Origin of the sequence: Rhodanobacter sp. ANJX3 (assembly GCF_014200755.1) — a bacterium.
GTDB lineage: Bacteria > Pseudomonadota > Gammaproteobacteria > Xanthomonadales > Rhodanobacteraceae > Rhodanobacter.
Genome location: NZ_JACHCM010000002.1, coordinates 677,364 through 693,464, shown reverse-complemented (window position 1 = coordinate 693,464; position 16,101 = coordinate 677,364). Strand labels below are relative to the sequence as shown.

14 protein-coding genes and 1 tRNA gene are annotated in these 16,101 nt (G+C 61.0%); 10 read left to right on the top strand and 5 right to left on the bottom strand.

Going from position 1 to position 16,101, the window contains the following annotated elements; genetic code table 11:
* Positions 1-72 precede the first annotated feature (72 nt).
* Positions 73-1,179 carry a calcium:proton antiporter gene (locus tag HDE76_RS07785; RefSeq protein ID WP_184506456.1) on the bottom strand — a complete coding sequence of 369 codons (1,107 nt, stop codon included), beginning with the start codon at positions 1,177-1,179 and terminating at the stop codon, positions 73-75.
* 141 nt (positions 1,180-1,320) lie between these two features.
* Between HDE76_RS07785 and HDE76_RS07780 the strand changes: the two genes are divergently transcribed.
* The 6 genes from HDE76_RS07780 to HDE76_RS07755 all read left to right on the top strand — a co-directional run bounded on the left by HDE76_RS07780 (position 1,321) and on the right by HDE76_RS07755 (position 6,970).
* Positions 1,321-1,818 (top strand): CinA family protein, encoded by a 498-nt coding sequence (locus HDE76_RS07780; protein WP_179477241.1) that lies wholly within the window; start codon positions 1,321-1,323, stop codon positions 1,816-1,818.
* Positions 1,819-1,990: 172 nt separating this feature from the next.
* The gene (gene recA, locus HDE76_RS07775) at positions 1,991-3,028 is read left to right on the top strand and encodes a recombinase RecA (protein WP_179477555.1); all 1,038 of its coding nucleotides are present in this window, start codon (positions 1,991-1,993) and stop codon (positions 3,026-3,028) included.
* A gap of 80 nt (positions 3,029-3,108) precedes the next feature.
* Positions 3,109-3,609 carry a regulatory protein RecX gene (locus HDE76_RS07770; RefSeq protein WP_255457618.1) on the top strand — a complete coding sequence of 167 codons (501 nt, stop codon included), beginning with the start codon at positions 3,109-3,111 and terminating at the stop codon, positions 3,607-3,609.
* An 86-nt stretch (positions 3,610-3,695) separates the two neighbouring features.
* Positions 3,696-6,323, top strand: coding sequence for an alanine--tRNA ligase (alaS, locus tag HDE76_RS07765; protein ID WP_179477239.1), 2,628 nt, complete (start codon positions 3,696-3,698; stop codon positions 6,321-6,323).
* Between the two features lie 277 nt (positions 6,324-6,600).
* Positions 6,601-6,804: a carbon storage regulator CsrA gene (gene csrA, locus HDE76_RS07760; RefSeq protein WP_179477238.1), complete on the top strand. Its 204-nt coding sequence runs from the start codon at positions 6,601-6,603 to the stop codon at positions 6,802-6,804.
* A gap of 73 nt (positions 6,805-6,877) precedes the next feature.
* Positions 6,878-6,970, top strand: a tRNA-Ser gene (locus tag HDE76_RS07755).
* Between the two features lie 767 nt (positions 6,971-7,737).
* Here HDE76_RS07755 and HDE76_RS07750 read toward each other — a convergent pair.
* On the bottom strand, positions 7,738-8,349 hold the full coding sequence (locus tag HDE76_RS07750; RefSeq protein ID WP_179477237.1) for an acyl-homoserine-lactone synthase: 612 nt from the start codon (positions 8,347-8,349) through the stop codon (positions 7,738-7,740).
* 148 nt (positions 8,350-8,497) lie between these two features.
* Positions 8,498-8,920 (bottom strand): DUF4902 domain-containing protein, encoded by a 423-nt coding sequence (locus HDE76_RS07745; protein WP_255457617.1) that lies wholly within the window; start codon positions 8,918-8,920, stop codon positions 8,498-8,500.
* Between HDE76_RS07745 and HDE76_RS07740 the strand changes: the two genes are divergently transcribed.
* Positions 8,896-9,726 carry an autoinducer binding domain-containing protein gene (locus HDE76_RS07740; RefSeq protein ID WP_179477235.1) on the top strand — a complete coding sequence of 277 codons (831 nt, stop codon included), beginning with the start codon at positions 8,896-8,898 and terminating at the stop codon, positions 9,724-9,726. The genes HDE76_RS07745 and HDE76_RS07740 overlap by 25 nt on opposite strands.
* A 422-nt stretch (positions 9,727-10,148) precedes the next feature.
* On the opposite strand, the gene HDE76_RS07735 is transcribed toward HDE76_RS07740, so the two are convergent.
* On the bottom strand, positions 10,149-11,777 hold the full coding sequence (locus HDE76_RS07735; RefSeq protein ID WP_184506454.1) for a CocE/NonD family hydrolase: 1,629 nt from the start codon (positions 11,775-11,777) through the stop codon (positions 10,149-10,151).
* 26 nt (positions 11,778-11,803) lie between these two features.
* The gene (locus HDE76_RS07730; protein ID WP_179477233.1) at positions 11,804-12,523 is read right to left on the bottom strand and encodes a TetR family transcriptional regulator; all 720 of its coding nucleotides are present in this window, start codon (positions 12,521-12,523) and stop codon (positions 11,804-11,806) included.
* Positions 12,524-12,605: 82 nt separating this feature from the next.
* Between HDE76_RS07730 and HDE76_RS07725 the strand changes: the two genes are divergently transcribed.
* From HDE76_RS07725 to HDE76_RS07715, 3 genes are all read left to right on the top strand, one after another.
* Positions 12,606-13,484, top strand: a complete 879-nt coding sequence (locus tag HDE76_RS07725) for an SDR family NAD(P)-dependent oxidoreductase (RefSeq protein ID WP_184506452.1) — start codon at positions 12,606-12,608, stop codon at positions 13,482-13,484.
* A 63-nt stretch (positions 13,485-13,547) separates the two neighbouring features.
* Complete coding sequence (locus HDE76_RS07720) at positions 13,548-15,116, top strand: NAD(P)/FAD-dependent oxidoreductase (protein WP_179477231.1); 1,569 nt, start codon at positions 13,548-13,550, stop codon at positions 15,114-15,116.
* Positions 15,113-16,051, top strand: a complete 939-nt coding sequence (locus tag HDE76_RS07715) for an alpha/beta hydrolase (RefSeq protein ID WP_184506450.1) — start codon at positions 15,113-15,115, stop codon at positions 16,049-16,051. The genes HDE76_RS07720 and HDE76_RS07715 overlap by 4 nt, the downstream gene beginning before the upstream one ends.
* Positions 16,052-16,101: the final 50 nt, after the last annotated feature.

Sequence of the window (16,101 nt, the reverse complement as noted above, 5' to 3'; positions counted from 1 at the left end):
TCAGTCCATCAGTTTCGCATGCGGTGTGTTCCTAGGGATGCTGGCCGGGCGCACAAGGCAGGGCCGGTCGTCTCATGGGCTGAACACCAGCACCAGAAAGACCGCGAACAGCGAGAGGTGCACTGCCCCTTCCAGCATGGTGGTGCGCGAGCCGGAAAACGTCAGTCCGCTGAGGATCAGTGTGGCCGCCAGCAGCACGATGCTGGCCGGCGGCAGGCCGAGCACGACTTTCTGGCCGGTGATCAGTCCGATGATCAGGACGGCGGGAACCGTCAGTCCCACGGTGGAGGTGGCGCCGCCGAGGCAGAGATTGATCGCACGCGTCAGCTGGTTGCGGCGGATGGCGATCAGCGCGGAAATACCTTCCGGCGTGAACACCAGCATTGCAATCACCACACCGCCCAGGGCCGGCGGCGCGCCCATGGCGGCGATGCCGTGATCGAGCACTTTGGCCAGGCTCTTGGAGAGAATGACGATCGGTAGAATGTGGACCAGCAGCATCGCCACATGGCCGAAAAGCTTTCGTTTGGACGCTGCTGGCGCAGTGACGGTGGCTTCGGCAACCACCGCCTGATCGCCATTGGCCGGCTCGACGAAGAAACCGCTATGCCGTCCCGTCTGCAGCCACAGAAAGATGCCGTAAAGCGCAATCGTCAGCAAGGAAAAGCAGGCCGCTTGCAGTGAGGTCAGCGTGCTGTCCGAGGTGGATGCGGTGAACTTCGGTAGCACCAATGCAATGGTCGACAGCGGAATGACCACCGCGAGGTAGGCCGACGCGCCCTGCAGGTTGTAGGACTGCTCGTGATGATGCGCGCCGCCGATCAGCAGGCCCAGGCCGACCACCCCGTTCAGCACGATCATCAGCACCGCGAACATGGTGTCGCGTGCCAGTGTCGAGGCGTCCTGCGCGCTGATCATCACGGCGGAGATCAGCGCGACTTCGATCAGCACGATCGACAGGGTAAGAATCAGCGTGCCGAAGGGTTCTCCCAGTATGTGGGCGAGCTCTTCCGCCTCGTGCACCACGCCGAATGCGACCCAGATGATCACCAGAAACAGCCAGGCGAAGAGGCCGACACCCACGATCGGGCTGGCCAGTGCGCTCATCCAATGGGCGCCGAACACCAGAAACAGAGCGACCGATAGCCACGCAAGAACAGGACGAACAAATACTTTCATGACGTGGCTCCGAACAGCGGCGGAAGGTGGTCTGCGAGTGTAATGCGGCTGGTGTTCGTCGACGGTTTCGACGGTTTTGTTGCGAAAAGCACGCGAACGCGCCGTGACATAATCAGGCCTTATCAGTCATCGAGTTCCACGATGGATTTTTCCGATACGCATCTGCACGAGCTGGCCAAGGACGTGGCGGGCATCGTGATCGAGCAGAAGCTGATGCTGGTGACCGCCGAATCCTGCACCGGCGGCTGGATTGCCAAGACGCTGACCGATCTGCCGGGCAGTTCGACCTGGTTCGACGCCGGCGTGGTGACCTACAGTTATCAGGCCAAGGAGGCACTGCTCGGGGTGAATCCGCGCACGCTGGAGCGTACCGGCGCCGTCAGCGAGGAAACCGCCCTGGAAATGGTCTCCGGCGCACTGGCGCGCTTTGGTGCGGGCGTGGCGGTAGCTGTCACCGGTATTGCCGGGCCTTCCGGCGGCACCGTGGAAAAGCCGGTCGGCACGGTCTGGATCAGCTGGAAACGGCGCGGCGGCTACGGTTGTGCGCAGCTATTCCATTTTCCGGGCGATCGCGAGGCGGTCAGGCGGCAGACCGTGGCGGCGGCGCTCGCCGGTTTGCGCAAAATTCTGACGGAATGAAGCGCCGCGCGCCGCCAGATCGGCTTGACGGGTGTGGGATACTGCGACGGTAGCGAAACGATCCGCCGTGATCGCAGCCCGTGAGACCCGCGCCGGGCATGATCCTCTCCAGTGACCCACCCGTCTTTCAGCGACACCTCTTTCAGACCAACCGGAATTCAAGACCATGACGATCGATGACAACAAGCGCAAGGCACTCACTTCCGCGCTCGGCCAGATCGAAAAGCAGTTCGGCAAGGGCGCGATCATGCGCATGGGCGACCGTGTCAACGAAGCCATCGAAACCGTGTCTACCGGCTCGCTCGGGCTGGACATCGCGCTCGGCGTCGGCGGCCTGCCGCGCGGCCGCGTGGTGGAAATCTACGGGCCGGAGTCGTCGGGCAAAACCACGATGACCCTGCAGGCCATCGCCAGCTGCCAGCGCGCCGGCGGCACCGCGGCCTTCATCGACGCCGAGCACGCGCTCGATCCCACCTACGCCGAAAAGCTCGGCGTGAAAGTGGACGACCTCCTGGTGTCGCAGCCCGATACGGGTGAGCAGGCGCTGGAAATCGCCGACATGCTGGTGCGCTCGGGCGCGGTCGACATGGTCGTGGTCGACTCGGTTGCCGCATTGACGCCGAAGGCTGAAATCGAGGGCGAGATGGGTGACTCCCACGTCGGCCTGCACGCTCGCCTGATGAGCCAGGCGCTGCGCAAGCTCACCGCCAACATCAAGAAATCCGGCACGCTGGTGATCTTCATCAACCAGATCCGCATGAAGATCGGCGTGATGTTCGGCAGCCCGGAAACCACCACTGGCGGCAACGCACTTAAGTTCTATGCCTCGGTGCGCCTGGATATTCGCCGCATCGGCGCGGTGAAGCGCGGCGACGAGATCATCGGTTCGGAAACCCGCGTGAAGGTGGTCAAGAACAAGGTGGCGCCGCCGTTCCGCCAGTGCGAGTTCGAAATCCTCTACGGCGAAGGTACGTCGCGCGAAGGCGAGATCATCGAGCTGGGCGTGGCCCAGAACCTGATCGACAAGTCCGGTGCCTGGTACAGCTACAAGGGCGACCGCATCGGCCAGGGCAAGGAAAACGTGCGCCAGTTCCTGCGCGACAATCCGGCCATCGCCAACGAAGTCGACGCCCAGCTGCGCGAGCGCCTGCTGGTGCCGGTCGGTAAGCCGGCCGCCGCCGCGGCCGAAGAGGCGCTCGAGGAAGCGTGAGTCTTGCCTCCTGACGCTTCAAGGCAGGCAACATGGCCCGGCTCGTCCGGGCCATGTGCGTTTGTGGCGGAGGTAACCCCATGAAACGCTCCCCAGGCTCCGATGACCCGGCCAAGCCCAAGCGTAGCGCCTACGACAAGGCGCTGGGCCTGCTGGCGCGGCGCGAGCATTCCAAGCGCGAGCTGAAAACCAAGCTACGCCAGGGCGGCTACGAGGGCGAGGAAACCACCGAGGCGATCGAGCGCCTGGGCGAGCAGCAGTATCAGGACGACGACCGCTTTGGCGAAGTGCTGCTGCGCAGCCGGATCGCCCAGGGTTACGGCCCGATGCGACTGCGCATGGAGCTGAAAACCCATGGCCTCAGCGATGCCAGAATCCGCGCATTGTTGAATGACGCAGAAGTCGACTGGATCGCGTCGGCCTCGTCCCAGCTGCGCCGCCGCTATGGCAGTGTGGGCGTCGCCGACCCTGCCGAACGCGCCAAGCGGGCGCAGTTCCTCTTGCGCCGGGGCTTTGACGGCTCCACAGTACGGAGTGTTACCCACGCCGACGTGGACGAAGCCGCCGACGACAGCCCCTGAAATCCATCATCCTGCGATGATGCCAGGGTCCATCGCGTGGGCTCGCGCGCGGCGTGGCCTCCCGACCGATGGCCACGACGATTCGCATGAAAACCTCCGAAATCCGCTCTACCTTTCTCGATTATTTCCGCTCCAAGGGTCATACCATCGTGCCGTCCAGCTCGCTGGTACCGTCCAGCGATCCGACGCTGCTGTTCACCAACTCGGGCATGGTGCAGTTCAAGAACGTGTTTCTCGGCAGCGAGAAGCCGGGCTACGTCCGTGCGGCGGACGTGCAGCGCTGCCTGCGCGCCGGCGGCAAGCACAACGATCTGGATGCCGTGGGCTATACCGCGCGCCACCACACGTTTTTCGAGATGCTGGGCAACTGGTCGTTCGGCGACTATTTCAAGCGCGACGCGATCCATTTCGCCTGGGAGCTGCTGACCGGCGTGTTCAAGCTGCCGGCCGAGAAGCTCTGGGTCACGGTCTATCACACCGACGACGAGGCCTTCGATATCTGGCACACGCAGATCGGCGTGCCAGCCGAGCGCATCGTGCGCATCGGCGACAACAAGGGCGCACCGTTTGCCTCGGACAACTTCTGGCAAATGGCCGATACCGGCCCGTGCGGTCCGTGTACGGAAATCTTTTTCGACCATGGCGCGGATATTGCCGGCGGGCCGCCGGGTTCGCCGGACGAGGACGGCGACCGCTATATCGAAATCTGGAACTTGGTGTTTATGCAGTTCGACCGCGCGCCCGACGGCACGCTGAGCCCGCTGCCGGCACCCTGCGTCGATACCGGCATGGGCCTGGAGCGGCTGGCCGCGGTGCTGCAGCACGTGCATTCCAATTACGAAATCGATCTGTTCGCGCACCTGATTGCCGAGGCCGGCAAGTTCACTGGTACGACTGATCTGGGCAATAAGTCGCTGCGCGTAATCGCCGATCATATCCGCGCCTGCGCGTTCCTGATTGTCGACGGCGTGCTGCCGTCCAACGAAGGCCGTGGCTACGTGCTGCGCCGTATCATCCGGCGCGCCTTGCGCCACGGTTGGATGCTTGGCGTGCGCGGCGACTTCTTCTGGAAGATGGTGCAGCCGCTGGTCGAGGAGATGGGCCAGGCCTATCCCGAACTGGCCGCTAAGCAGTCGTTCGTCGAAGAGGCGCTGCGCACCGAGGAGCAGCGATTCGGCGAGACGCTGGAACACGGCATGCGAGTGTTCGATGACGTGGCCGGAAAATCTGGCAAGACGATACCCGGCGCCGACGCCTTCCGCCTTTACGACACCTACGGTTTTCCTGTCGACCTCACGGCCGACATCGCGCGCGAGCGCGGGCTCGAGGTGGATATGGACGGCTTCGACAAGGCCATGAACGAGCAGCGCGAGCGCGCCCGTGCGGCGGGCCGCTTCGAGGCGAAGGGACTGATGCCCGCCGACCTGGCCAGCCAGCTCAAGCCCACCGTATTTCTCGGTTACGACGCGATGTACAGCGATGCCAGCAAGGTCGTCGGCATCGTGCGCGACGGCAAGCAGGTGAGCGAGCTGGCCGATGGCGAAGAGGGCTTGTTGATACTCGACCGCACGCCGTTCTACGCCGAGTCGGGCGGGCAGGTGGGCGATACCGGTGAGCTGATCACTACCGCCGGCCGGCTCGAAGTGCGCGATACGCTGAAGATGGGCGGCGTGTTCTTCGGCCACGCGGGTCGCTGGCATGGCGCCCAGCCGCTGCGCACCGGCGACGTGGTCGAGGCCAGCGTTAACGCATTGCGCAGGCAGTCCATCGTACTCAACCACTCGGCCACGCATCTGCTGCATGCGGCCCTACGCAAGGTGCTGGGCGATCACGTCACCCAGAAAGGTTCGCTGGTGGCGGCCGAGCGGCTGCGTTTCGACTTCTCGCATTTCAAGCCGATGAGTCGCGAGGAGCTGGCCGCGGTCGAAGCGATGGTGAATGCCGAAGTGCGTCGCAACGCCGAGGCTGAAATCCACAACATGGCGTATGACGAGGCGATCGAGTTCGGCGCCATGGCCTTGTTCGGCGAAAAATACGGCGCCGAAGTGCGGGTGCTGAAGATGGGCGATTTTTCCACCGAGTTGTGCGGCGGCACGCACGTCAGCCGTACCGGCGACATCGGCCTGTTCAAGATCGTCAGCGAGGCGGGCGTGGCCTCCGGCGTGCGCCGGATCGAGGCGGTCACCGGCGACGGTGCGCTGGCTTACGTGGCTGACGAGGAGCGTCGCCTGGGCGAACTCTCGCATCTTTTGTCCAGCAGCGGCGATGACGCTGTCGAAAAACTGCGGCAGATCTTCGATCGGCAGAAAAAGCTCGAGCGCGAGCTGGAGTCGCTGCGCAGCAAGTCGGCCGGTTCGGCCATCGCCGATCTTGCGGTGACGGCGCAGGACGTCGATGGGATCAAGGTCGTCGCCGCGAGGCTGGAAGGGCTCGATGCCAAGTCGCTGCGCGATGGCGTTGATCAACTCAAGCAGCAGCTCGGCGATTGCGTGGTGCTGCTGGCGGGCGCGGCGGATGGTCGCGTCTCGCTGATTGCCGGCGTGCACGGCAAGGCGCTTGGGCGCATCAAGGCTGGCGATATCGTCGCCCATATCGCGTCACAGATCGGCGGCAAAGGCGGCGGCAGGCCGGACATGGCTCAGGGCGGCGGTGCGGATGCCCCTGGACTGCCCAAGCTGCTGGCTGAACTACCGCAGTGGATTTCCAGCCACTGACCGGGGGCTGAAAACGTTGCGTTATGCCCCTTGTCATCGTTCAGACGCATTGCGCGGGATACCGGCGCTCGGCTAGTATCAGTCGAATGTCGACGTTACCAAAGCAACGGTAGCGTCGCCGGTCATGACAGCTAATCATTAGGGTCAGGGCTGTGAACCGGGAAGGCGGTAGGGCCTTCGATGGATCAATCGTCGAATTGTGGACAGATGGAGGCTCAGGGGTGAGGCGCCCATCGGTCGACAGGCCCATGACACAAAAAATTATGGAGTAACAATCATGTTGATTCTGACCCGCAGGGTCGGCGAAACCCTGATGATCGGCGACGAGGTGACCGTCACCGTTCTGGGCGTCAAGGGCAATCAGGTGCGCATAGGCATCAATGCTCCCAAGACCGTCGCGGTGCATCGTGAGGAAATTTACCAGCGCATCAAGGGCGAAGGTGGTACGGACGGTCCTGCCGATGAGGCCGTCGAGCACTGATTGAGCATCAAGTCTTTACCTTGATGACGTCGATCGGTATCCTTGCCGGCTCCACAGCGATGTGGAGAATTATGGAGAGATGCCCGAGTGGCCGAAGGGGCTCCCCTGCTAAGGGAGTATAGGGTCAAAAGCCTTATCGAGGGTTCGAATCCCTCTCTCTCCGCCAGTTTACATAAAGCCTTGATTATTCAAGGCTTTTTTGTGGTCTGGGAGCGAGTCGTCGAGATGCGAATCGGAACCCATGGGTTCCGTTGCTCATGCATCATTTGAAAGCTTTGCAAAACTTTACAGTATGCTAAAACCTTTGGCCTAGGCCAGTCGTATTGATGTCGGTCAGTAGTCGTAAGCGTTTGAGCAAGCGTTTTAGAATGAGTAGCGCCGCCCCGTCATCCGCCGAATTTGCTGCGCTACGGACAGATAGAGATGGCCTCCGACAAGCCAATGGCATAGCTCTCTTATTGCCGATCGGACTCCGCTTCGCGCGGTAAGCCGATGATCTGTCCTTCGGAAACGCTTCTTCACGCCCAATCTCTTCATGGGATCGAGCTGTAACGATTCTTGCTAGTCGATTCAGGCCAGACGAGGGCGGAAAGTACCGGATAAGCGCGATGCGGACCATTGGCAGCAGGTTCACTGATTAACAGAGAGCGAACCTCTCCAGTGCTGGTACTGCGCTTGTGCTAACGCCTTTTGAAGACAAGCTTTGGCGTTCTGGTGCGGCCTACACTTTAAGCCGGTTGGCTCTGTAAGTCGTCCTACCGCAGTGCAGAGCACATTTGATACCTGTCATTTCTTGCAGTAGCCCCGGTTTGGCATTGAGTTTTTAATTCAGACGTCGGCGGTCCTAAGGAATGGACCAAGGATTCGGCGGGATTTGACCGACATTGAACGACTAAAAATACCCAGTCGAGGTGACCTCGACTGGGTATTTTTTTACTGTTCGCTAGCAGTTACCGGTATAGCGGGTAAGCCCAAAGCCTTTCGGGTCCTATCATCCAGTTCAATCCAGAGTGCGAGCACGGGCTTGTCATCAATCATCTGGGGTGGTCCAACTCGGTGCGCATGTATGCCAATGCTTCTGAGAATTCGCTCGACTCCAAGGGCGGTGAAGGTAATGAGGCGGGTTGCACCTTGTGCGCAGGCGACCTCAACCACCGACGCGAACAAGGAGCAAAAGCGTCGCCTGGCCTCTTCCCGGGAAGGCGCAGTCGATTCGCCGGGGGCCATCGTTGAAAAGCGCGACAGCTCCCAGGTGTCGGGGGAGTGGGGCGCTGGTGAGCCATTCATCAGTTCCGGGAACACCTCATCGAGCAAGTAGGGCTTGGTCGTTGGCAGCAGGCGCGCACAACCACACACAATGCCATTGGCATCTCCGACGACGACGTATAGTGTGTCCGGTCGGTCGAACTGATCGCGCTCCAAACCATTTTCGACGGGCAGCTGCCATTGCAGTGCCTTGATGAAGACTTCATACCGATACGCGGCGAGCGCTATTTCGAGGCCGATGGGAAGCTCGCTTTCCGTTCCAGTTGCCACTGTAAACATGTGCCGTTACTCCACAAAGGGGGATTGACGGCATTGGAGGAGATTCCCCAGGTACGAATAACTGGAAGCTCATACAGTTGACTTTGGCTCAAATGTCGACGCTTTAACCCAGGCGTAGCGGTTCTGGTTGGGTAAGGTGGTCGCGTTTTTATGACGACAAACGGTTCATAGCCAAGGGCGGTGCGCATTCCTTGGGTTGCCAGGGTTCACCACTAAGCCATGCTTGCAGTAGCTCTTCCGTTTTCGCCTGCCCCAAGTCGTAGCCGGTTTTTGGTGTGATGAGCATCACGTTCGTACTGATGCCGCCTGGCGCAATGGCATGCGTTCCATTGGGACACTCAAACCAGGCCCATCCGATGCTGACGGCTCGTGTGGCATCGGTTTCCCATTCGCAGTAGCCTGCGTGGTGGGTTTCGATACCTTCATGGCGAAGGTCGTCATTGAGAGTGCTGTCTTCCCAGGACTTTCGAAGAGTAAACTCGAGTCCGGTAAAGACTTCGAAGGTCATACGAATATAGCCGTCCAAACAGATTTGGGCGACTTTCGATGTTGATGGGGCTGGCAGCCTCATGGCGCCTCCGGGTCGATGCGGCGCTACACCGTAGCTGCAGTTGGGAAGGTAACAAACTGCTAGAAAGAACAGTATTAGGGGAATCGTTCAGTGTGAAGACTTGGCGTGAAGATTGCCTGGACCTATTGTCTTCGAAGGCGTCGTCGTCTGACGGCATTTTGAAGGAACTTGCCGCCATCGTTGATAAAATGGGGTTCGAGTACTGTTCCTATGTGCTTCGTGTGCCGTTTCCTATCGGCAGTCCCACGGTGACCTGGTCGAGCACTTATCCGGATAAGTGGTTGGATCACTATTTTTCACATCATTACTTAGAGACGGATCCACTCATTCAGCAAGCTTCTCGCGACCTTGCCCCCGTGGTCTGGGCGAGCGGGGAGTCCCGGGACCAGCCGGAGTTTTGGGAGGAGGCGAGGGCGCATGGTGTTCAGCATGGATGGGCGCTCGCCACGCATGGCAAATTCATGACCACCGGAATGCTTTCTCTCGCACGAAGTCACGACAAAGTCAGCGCGCGAGAACTGTCGGATATCGAACCGCAGCTTGTTTGGCTCTCCCACGTAACCCATGGTCTCATCAGTGCGATTGAAACCAAGGAATGGGGGGCGGATATCGATCACCGACTTACCGAGCGCGAGCTTGAAGTTTTGCGTTGGAGCGCGGGTGGGAAAACAGCGGATGAAATTGGGACCATTCTCGGAATCTCCGCGCGTACCGTGACGTTTCATATCACGAGCACCCTTGCCAAACTCAATGCGACGAATAAAGTCCAAGCCGTAACCAAGGCTTTCTTGTTCAATATTCTCTGATGGCGAAGATCGGCAAGGTTTGTATGGTGGTTTAGCCTTCGATTCCAGTGGCGGGTGCATGCCATTGCCTCTGCCGAAGCAGCCCGATCGGAGCGAACATCGATAGAGCCAAGCCGATTCTATTGCTCGGTCAGCATGCTGAGTCGTTTTCGAGATTGTGTGCCCCGTCGTTAGGCATATATGAGTTGATTCAAACGTACCAGGCCGGTGACACATCGGCCTGGTATTTTTGTATGCGGGTTTCGCGGCTTGCAGCGAAACCCGAAGCGGTTCGTGCGGTACACCACGATGGATGCCCCTCAAACTCGCGGACATTGTGCGGGGCTATGAATAGGGCCTCGGATCCACTGGCCAGTCGGCTCGATGCTTGGTTGCGTATGGCGATGGTGGGGTGCCAATGCACAGGTCATCCATGCACGGCTTCACTGAGCTGATGTGGCGGCTTTACTTGAAAAAGTCAGCAAACAGGCGTCGGCCGAGATGCAATGCAGGGTGATTTCGACTGGCGCCATCGTGCCGTCGCCGCCGTCGTTTTCATCGATGCCGAAGTTGCGCGCAAATCGAGGGAAGGCACCGCCGGATACCAGCAGCCGCAGATGGTGACCGGGAGGCACTCGCCACGCGACAGGGGACGTCTTGAGCACGGTTGTGCGAGGGCTTGCGTCAGGCGATGACGATGGTCGAAGCCTGGTGTAGCCGTCGGTGATGTTGACGGTGCGCCCCCAAGCGTCGACATCGCACAGGCAGACAAAAAGATCGTGATGCGGTCTGCTGGATGACGTGGTCAACGTCACGCGAATATCGCCGATAAGGTCGAGGGCTTGCTCGAGGGCTGGGCCGTCGAAGCTCAACACATCGCTGCGCGCACAGAGCGTGCGAACGTCGCCGCGACCTTTGCGGTTCGCCAGCATGGGGCCGGCCACGCTGGGCGTCGGGTCGGATGGATCGTAGGTGAATGAACGAACGCCAGGGGTCACGTGGTTATCGGAAAGGCGGCCGTCGGCGCTCAGGGCAAGTTGCGTTGTCCGGATATCGGTCGGCGGCCATGTGGTTGTCGAGCGCCATTCATTCGGCCCGTTGAACCAGAATTTCACCCGATCGAGGTCTTGCGCCCGCGCCGGCCTCGCACCTTTGAGATGGATGTCGAACCACTCCAGTGCGTCACGCAGGCTTTCGCCGATCATACCGATGCTCGAGTGCGTCCACTGGCCGACGGTCATTCGTGCCGTGCAGCCGCACGCCCTCAGCGCCTGAAAGTCGCGCATCTGGTAGGCGAATAAAAAATCCGACCAGCCGGTGACCATGCTGACCGGCGTTTTGATGCGGTCGATCGTGTCGGTGAAACGAATCGGCGCCCAGCGCTCGTCCTGCGGGTTGCCTGTGGCCCACTCGCGCCAGAAATCGACCCGCCTGCCCAGCGCGTCGACGTCGATGGTGTGGACCGGCAACCGAGCGTAGTAGCGTTTAAGCGGATCGCCGAATAGACGTTCGCGGATGGCGTTACGCAAGCGATGGCTGCGCTCCTGATGCTCCAGCAGGTGCGCCCAGACCAGCAGATCCTGCAGCCGAAAGCCGCCGCCGTCGTGGATGGCTTCTTGAAAATCGCTGGTGGTGACGCTCATGGCCATGGCGGAAAGGCGATCGCCCAATTCGGCCGCCATCGCCCACTGCACTTGTCCCATATAGCTGCCGCCATAAAGGCCTAAACGGCCGGCAAACCAAGGCTGGTTTTCGATCCAGCTCACCGTATCGATGCCGTCGGCAGACTCCTGGAAAAAGGGATGAAAGCGACCCTCGGAGCCGAATGTGCCGCGGCAGCTTTGGATGACAGTTGCATATCCGCGGTTGGCAAAGGCCTGCGCCATCAGGCCGAAAACGCTGCCGCGGCCGTACGGCGAGCGCAACAATACGGTTGGCTGACCCGATGGCTCTGCCGGGAGATAGACGTCACCGAGAAGGCTCACGCCATCGCGCATTGTCATGCGCACATCGCGATGCCGAACGGTGCGCGACGTGCGTGGCGGCAGTTTCAAAAGGCGATCGAGCAGCATGCGGGTCTCGCGACGTTGGGTTACGCCTAGCGTCGCACTCGCGAGGTGTTTTTTACGGCAGCATGGTTCAGCGCGGCGCGGTTCGATCGGCTGTTACGGGCCTGCTTGATGGCGTAGGCGTAAGTTCCCAGCAATACCTGGCTGCAGTTGCGCACCATCTTTTCTTCGGAGTCGCGATAACCCGAGAGCAGCCAGGCCGTGCCTGCGTTGGTCATTGCGCCGACCAGCGCCATGCCGACAATGCGCTGATCGGCGTGATCGCCCAGCGCGTTCTGCGTGGTCGGGTCGGCCGAGGCAATGATCTGCTTGGCGAATTCGGACAAATTGCGCTGATAGGTGGCGTCGGTTTCCGCGTTGATGCCCATCACTTCGAGCATCAGCACGCGCGCCGCGCAGGTATCGCGTAAAAAAGCGAAAAATGCGCGCAGACCGGCATCGATGCGTTCTTCAAGGCGTTCGCCCTGGCTCTCTATCGCCTGCTGCAGCGCTGCGTGCAGCCGCTGGGCGTGGTGTTCATAGGTCGCGCGCAGCAGGTGGTCGGTGCTGTCGAACGCCGCGTAGAAATAACGATCGTTCAATCGGGCTTGCTGGCAGATGGCGCGCACGGTCGCCTTGCGAAATCCGAACGTGCCGAACACCTGGGTCGCCGCCTGGATCAACGCCTGGCGCCGCTCGGCGGCACGGTCCTCGTGGGCGACGCCGCCGTAGGGCCGGCCGGCAGCTTGGGGTTCAGCAGTTTTTTTCATGCGTTCATTTGACAGCAGAAAGAGCAAAATTTAAAGTGGTGACACGTAACACCACACTTGCGTGGTGGTTGAGGAATGTCCAGTGCAGATCTTCAAGGGCAAGGTCGCTGCTATCACCGGCGCGGCATCGGGGATGGGCCGCAGTCTCGCCGTCGAGCTGGCCCGGCGCGGCTGCGCTCTGGCGCTCAGCGATCGCAACGAGGCGGGCCTGCAGGAAACCGCAGCGCTGTGCGCAACACACGCGGTGAAGGTAACGACCCAAATGTTGGACGTATCCGACCGGGCGGCGGTATTCGAGTGGGCACGCCTGTCGAACGCCGCGCACGGCAAGATCAATCTGATCTTCAACAACGCCGGTGTGGCGCATACCGCCTCGGCGGCCACGGCGACCATCGAAGATTTCGAATGGATCATAGGCATCAACTTCTGGGGCGTGGTGCACGGTACGCAGGCGTTTCTGCCCTATCTGCGCGCCTCCGGCGAAGGCCATGTGATCAATCTATCGAGCCTGTTCGGTCTCATGGCCATGCCGACCCAGAGCACCTATAACGCCAGCAAGTTCGCCGTGCGCGGCTACACCGAAGCGCTGCGTATGGAATTGGATCTGGAGGGTGCACCGGTCAGCGCAACCAGTATCCACCCCGGCGGCGTGGCCACGAATATCGTGAACTCGTCGCGCATCGACAAGCAGATTGTCGACGCCACCGGACTAGATGAGGAAACCCACCGCCGTCGCGCCAATCGGCTGATCAACGTCACCACGCCAGACGCCGCAGCGCTGCAGATTCTTGCCGGGGTGGAGAAAAACGCGCGTCGCGTGCTGGTGGGCAAGGATGCATGGGTGATGGACAAGTTGATTCGCTTGCTGGGTTCGGCGTATCAGGTGCTGGTGCTTCGACGCGCGCGCAGCATGCTGGGTAGTCCAGCGAAAAGCAGCAGTGCGCCGCCTGCGGGCGATTGAATCCACCGTTTTGTATGGCCGTCCAAATCACGGCGGCAAGCAAACCTCGCCAGGAGAGATCGCATGATATCGATGAGCGAATTCAAATCATCCGGTGCGCCGGCTAGTACCGAGGTCGACTACGACATGCTAATCGTGGGCGCCGGGCTATCGGGCATCGCTGCGGCCTTCCATTTGCAGGATCGGCTGCCGTCGACGCGCTTCGCCATTCTGGAAAGCCGCACGACACTGGGCGGCACGTGGGATCTGTTTCGCTACCCCGGCGTGCGCTCCGACTCGGACATGTATACGCTGGGCTTCAGCTTCCGCCCGTGGCAGGGCGACAAGGCGATTGCCGAGGGTCAGAACATCCTCGACTACGTGAAGGACACCGCGCACGAGTTCGGTATCGACAAGAAGATCCAGTTTGAGCACAAGATGCTCGGCGCCGACTGGAACTCGGCGACCGCGAGCTGGAGCGTGCTGGTGGAGCGCACGGTCGACGGCTGTCGCGAGCAGCTGCGTTACAGCTGCAGCTTTCTCTACATGTGCAGCGGCTATTACGACTACGAAACCGGGCATGAGCCGAAGTGGCCGGGGATGGATCAATTCGGCGGGCAGATCGTCCATCCGCAGCACTGGCCGGCCGATCTCGCTTATGCGAACAAGCGCGTGGTGGTGATCGGCAGCGGCGCCACCGCGGTTACGCTGGTGCCGACCATGGCTGCAACGGCCGAGCACGTCACCATGCTGCAGCGCTCGCCTACGTATATTTTCGCGCTGCCGTCGCGCGACGCGATCGCCGACAAGCTGCGCAGCTGGTTTCCCTCGAAGATCGCGCACCGGCTGATCCGCACCAAGAATGTGCTGCTCAGCATGTATCTGTACAACTACGCACGGCGCAAGCCCGACGCGGCCAAGAAGGCCATTTTGAAAATGGCGGCCAAGCAGCTTGGCCCGGATTTCGATGTGGGCAAGCATCTGACGCCGCGCTACAAGCCGTGGGACCAGCGCCTGTGCGTGATCCCCAATGGCGATCTGTTCAAGGCGATTCGCGCGGGCAAGGCATCCATCGTGACCGACGAAATCGAATCCTTCAACAGCACCGGGCTGCGCCTGCGCAGCGGTGAGCAGCTCGATGCCGACATCATCGTGACCGCAACAGGCCTGAAATTGAAATTGCTCGGCGGCGCGACCATCACGGTCGATGGTAAAACGATCAATCTCGGTGACACGGTGTCTTACAAGGGCATGATGACCAGCGGCGTGCCGAATCTTGCATCGACGTTCGGTTATACCAACGCGTCGTGGACGCTTAAAGCCGAGCTGGTGGCGAAGTACGTGTGCCGTTTGATCGAGCACATGAAGGTCGGCGGCTACGACACTTGCGTGCCGGTGCTCGACAGCGCCGACGCCGGCACGCAGCCGGCGGTCGACCTTACCTCAGGCTATATCCAGCGGGCCGCCGCGCAGCTGCCGAAGCAGGGCGTGCACAAGCCCTGGATCTACCACCAGAACTATGCGCGTGACCTCGCCGCTTTTCGCTACGGCAAACTCGAAGATGGTGCGATGCAGTTCGAGCGACGCCGGGTGTCGAAGAGTTCCGCCAACCGTGAGCCCCGCCAGCCAGCCAAAGCGAGTGCCAGCCTGTGACCGTTATTCTTTCCATCGTCATTTTGCTCGTTGTGGTGATCGCGGCACTGGTCGCGTTCTCCGCGTATATCGCCGCCAAGGTCGAGAGGGCGCTGCCGCCGTGCGGCCGTTTTATCGATATCGGCGGCGATCGCATTCACTACGTCGAGCAAGGCAGCGGTTCGCCGATCGTGCTGGTGCACGGACTGAGCGGCCAGCTGCTCAACTTTGCCTATCTCGATCTGCAGAAGCTGGCGCGATCGCATCGGGTGATTTTGATTGACCGTCCGGGTGCGGGTTATTCCACGCGCGGGGAGGGCTCGTCAGCCACCATCGTCAATCAGGCCGCGACCGTTGCCGCTTTCATCGAGGCGTTGAAGCTCGACAAGCCGCTGCTGGTCGGTCATTCGCTGGGTGGCGCGATTGCGCTGGCGGTAGGGCTGAATCATCCGCAGTCCATTTCACGATTGGCTCTTGTCGCACCGTTGACGCACACGCAGAGCGAACCACCGGAATCCTTTCGCGGCCTGATGATTCCCTCGCCGCTGATGCGCCGTGCGATCGCCCACACGCTCGCCACGCCGCTGTCCATTCGCAAAGGCCCCGAAGTGTTGGCCTTTGTCTTTGGGCCGGAGCCGGTGCCGAAGGATTTTCGAACCAAGGGCGGTGGCCTGCTCGGGCTTCGCCCGAACAGTTTTTACGCGGCTTCGTCCGACATGCTGGCCACAGCCGAGGATCTGCCGACCATGGAAAGCCGGTACGGCACGCTACGAATGCCGATCGACGTGCTCTACGGCCGACAGGATCAGGTCCTCGATTATCGGCAGCACGGTGAGGCGCTGACGCAGAAAATTCCGCACGCCACGCTGAAACTGGTGGACGGCGGTGGCCATATGCTGCCGGTGACCGTGCCGGCCTTGACGACGGAATGGCTGCTGGCCATTGCCGGCGGTTGAACGATTTCGCTTCATCCGTTCCTGGATGAAGCGAAGTGTTTACATCCCGC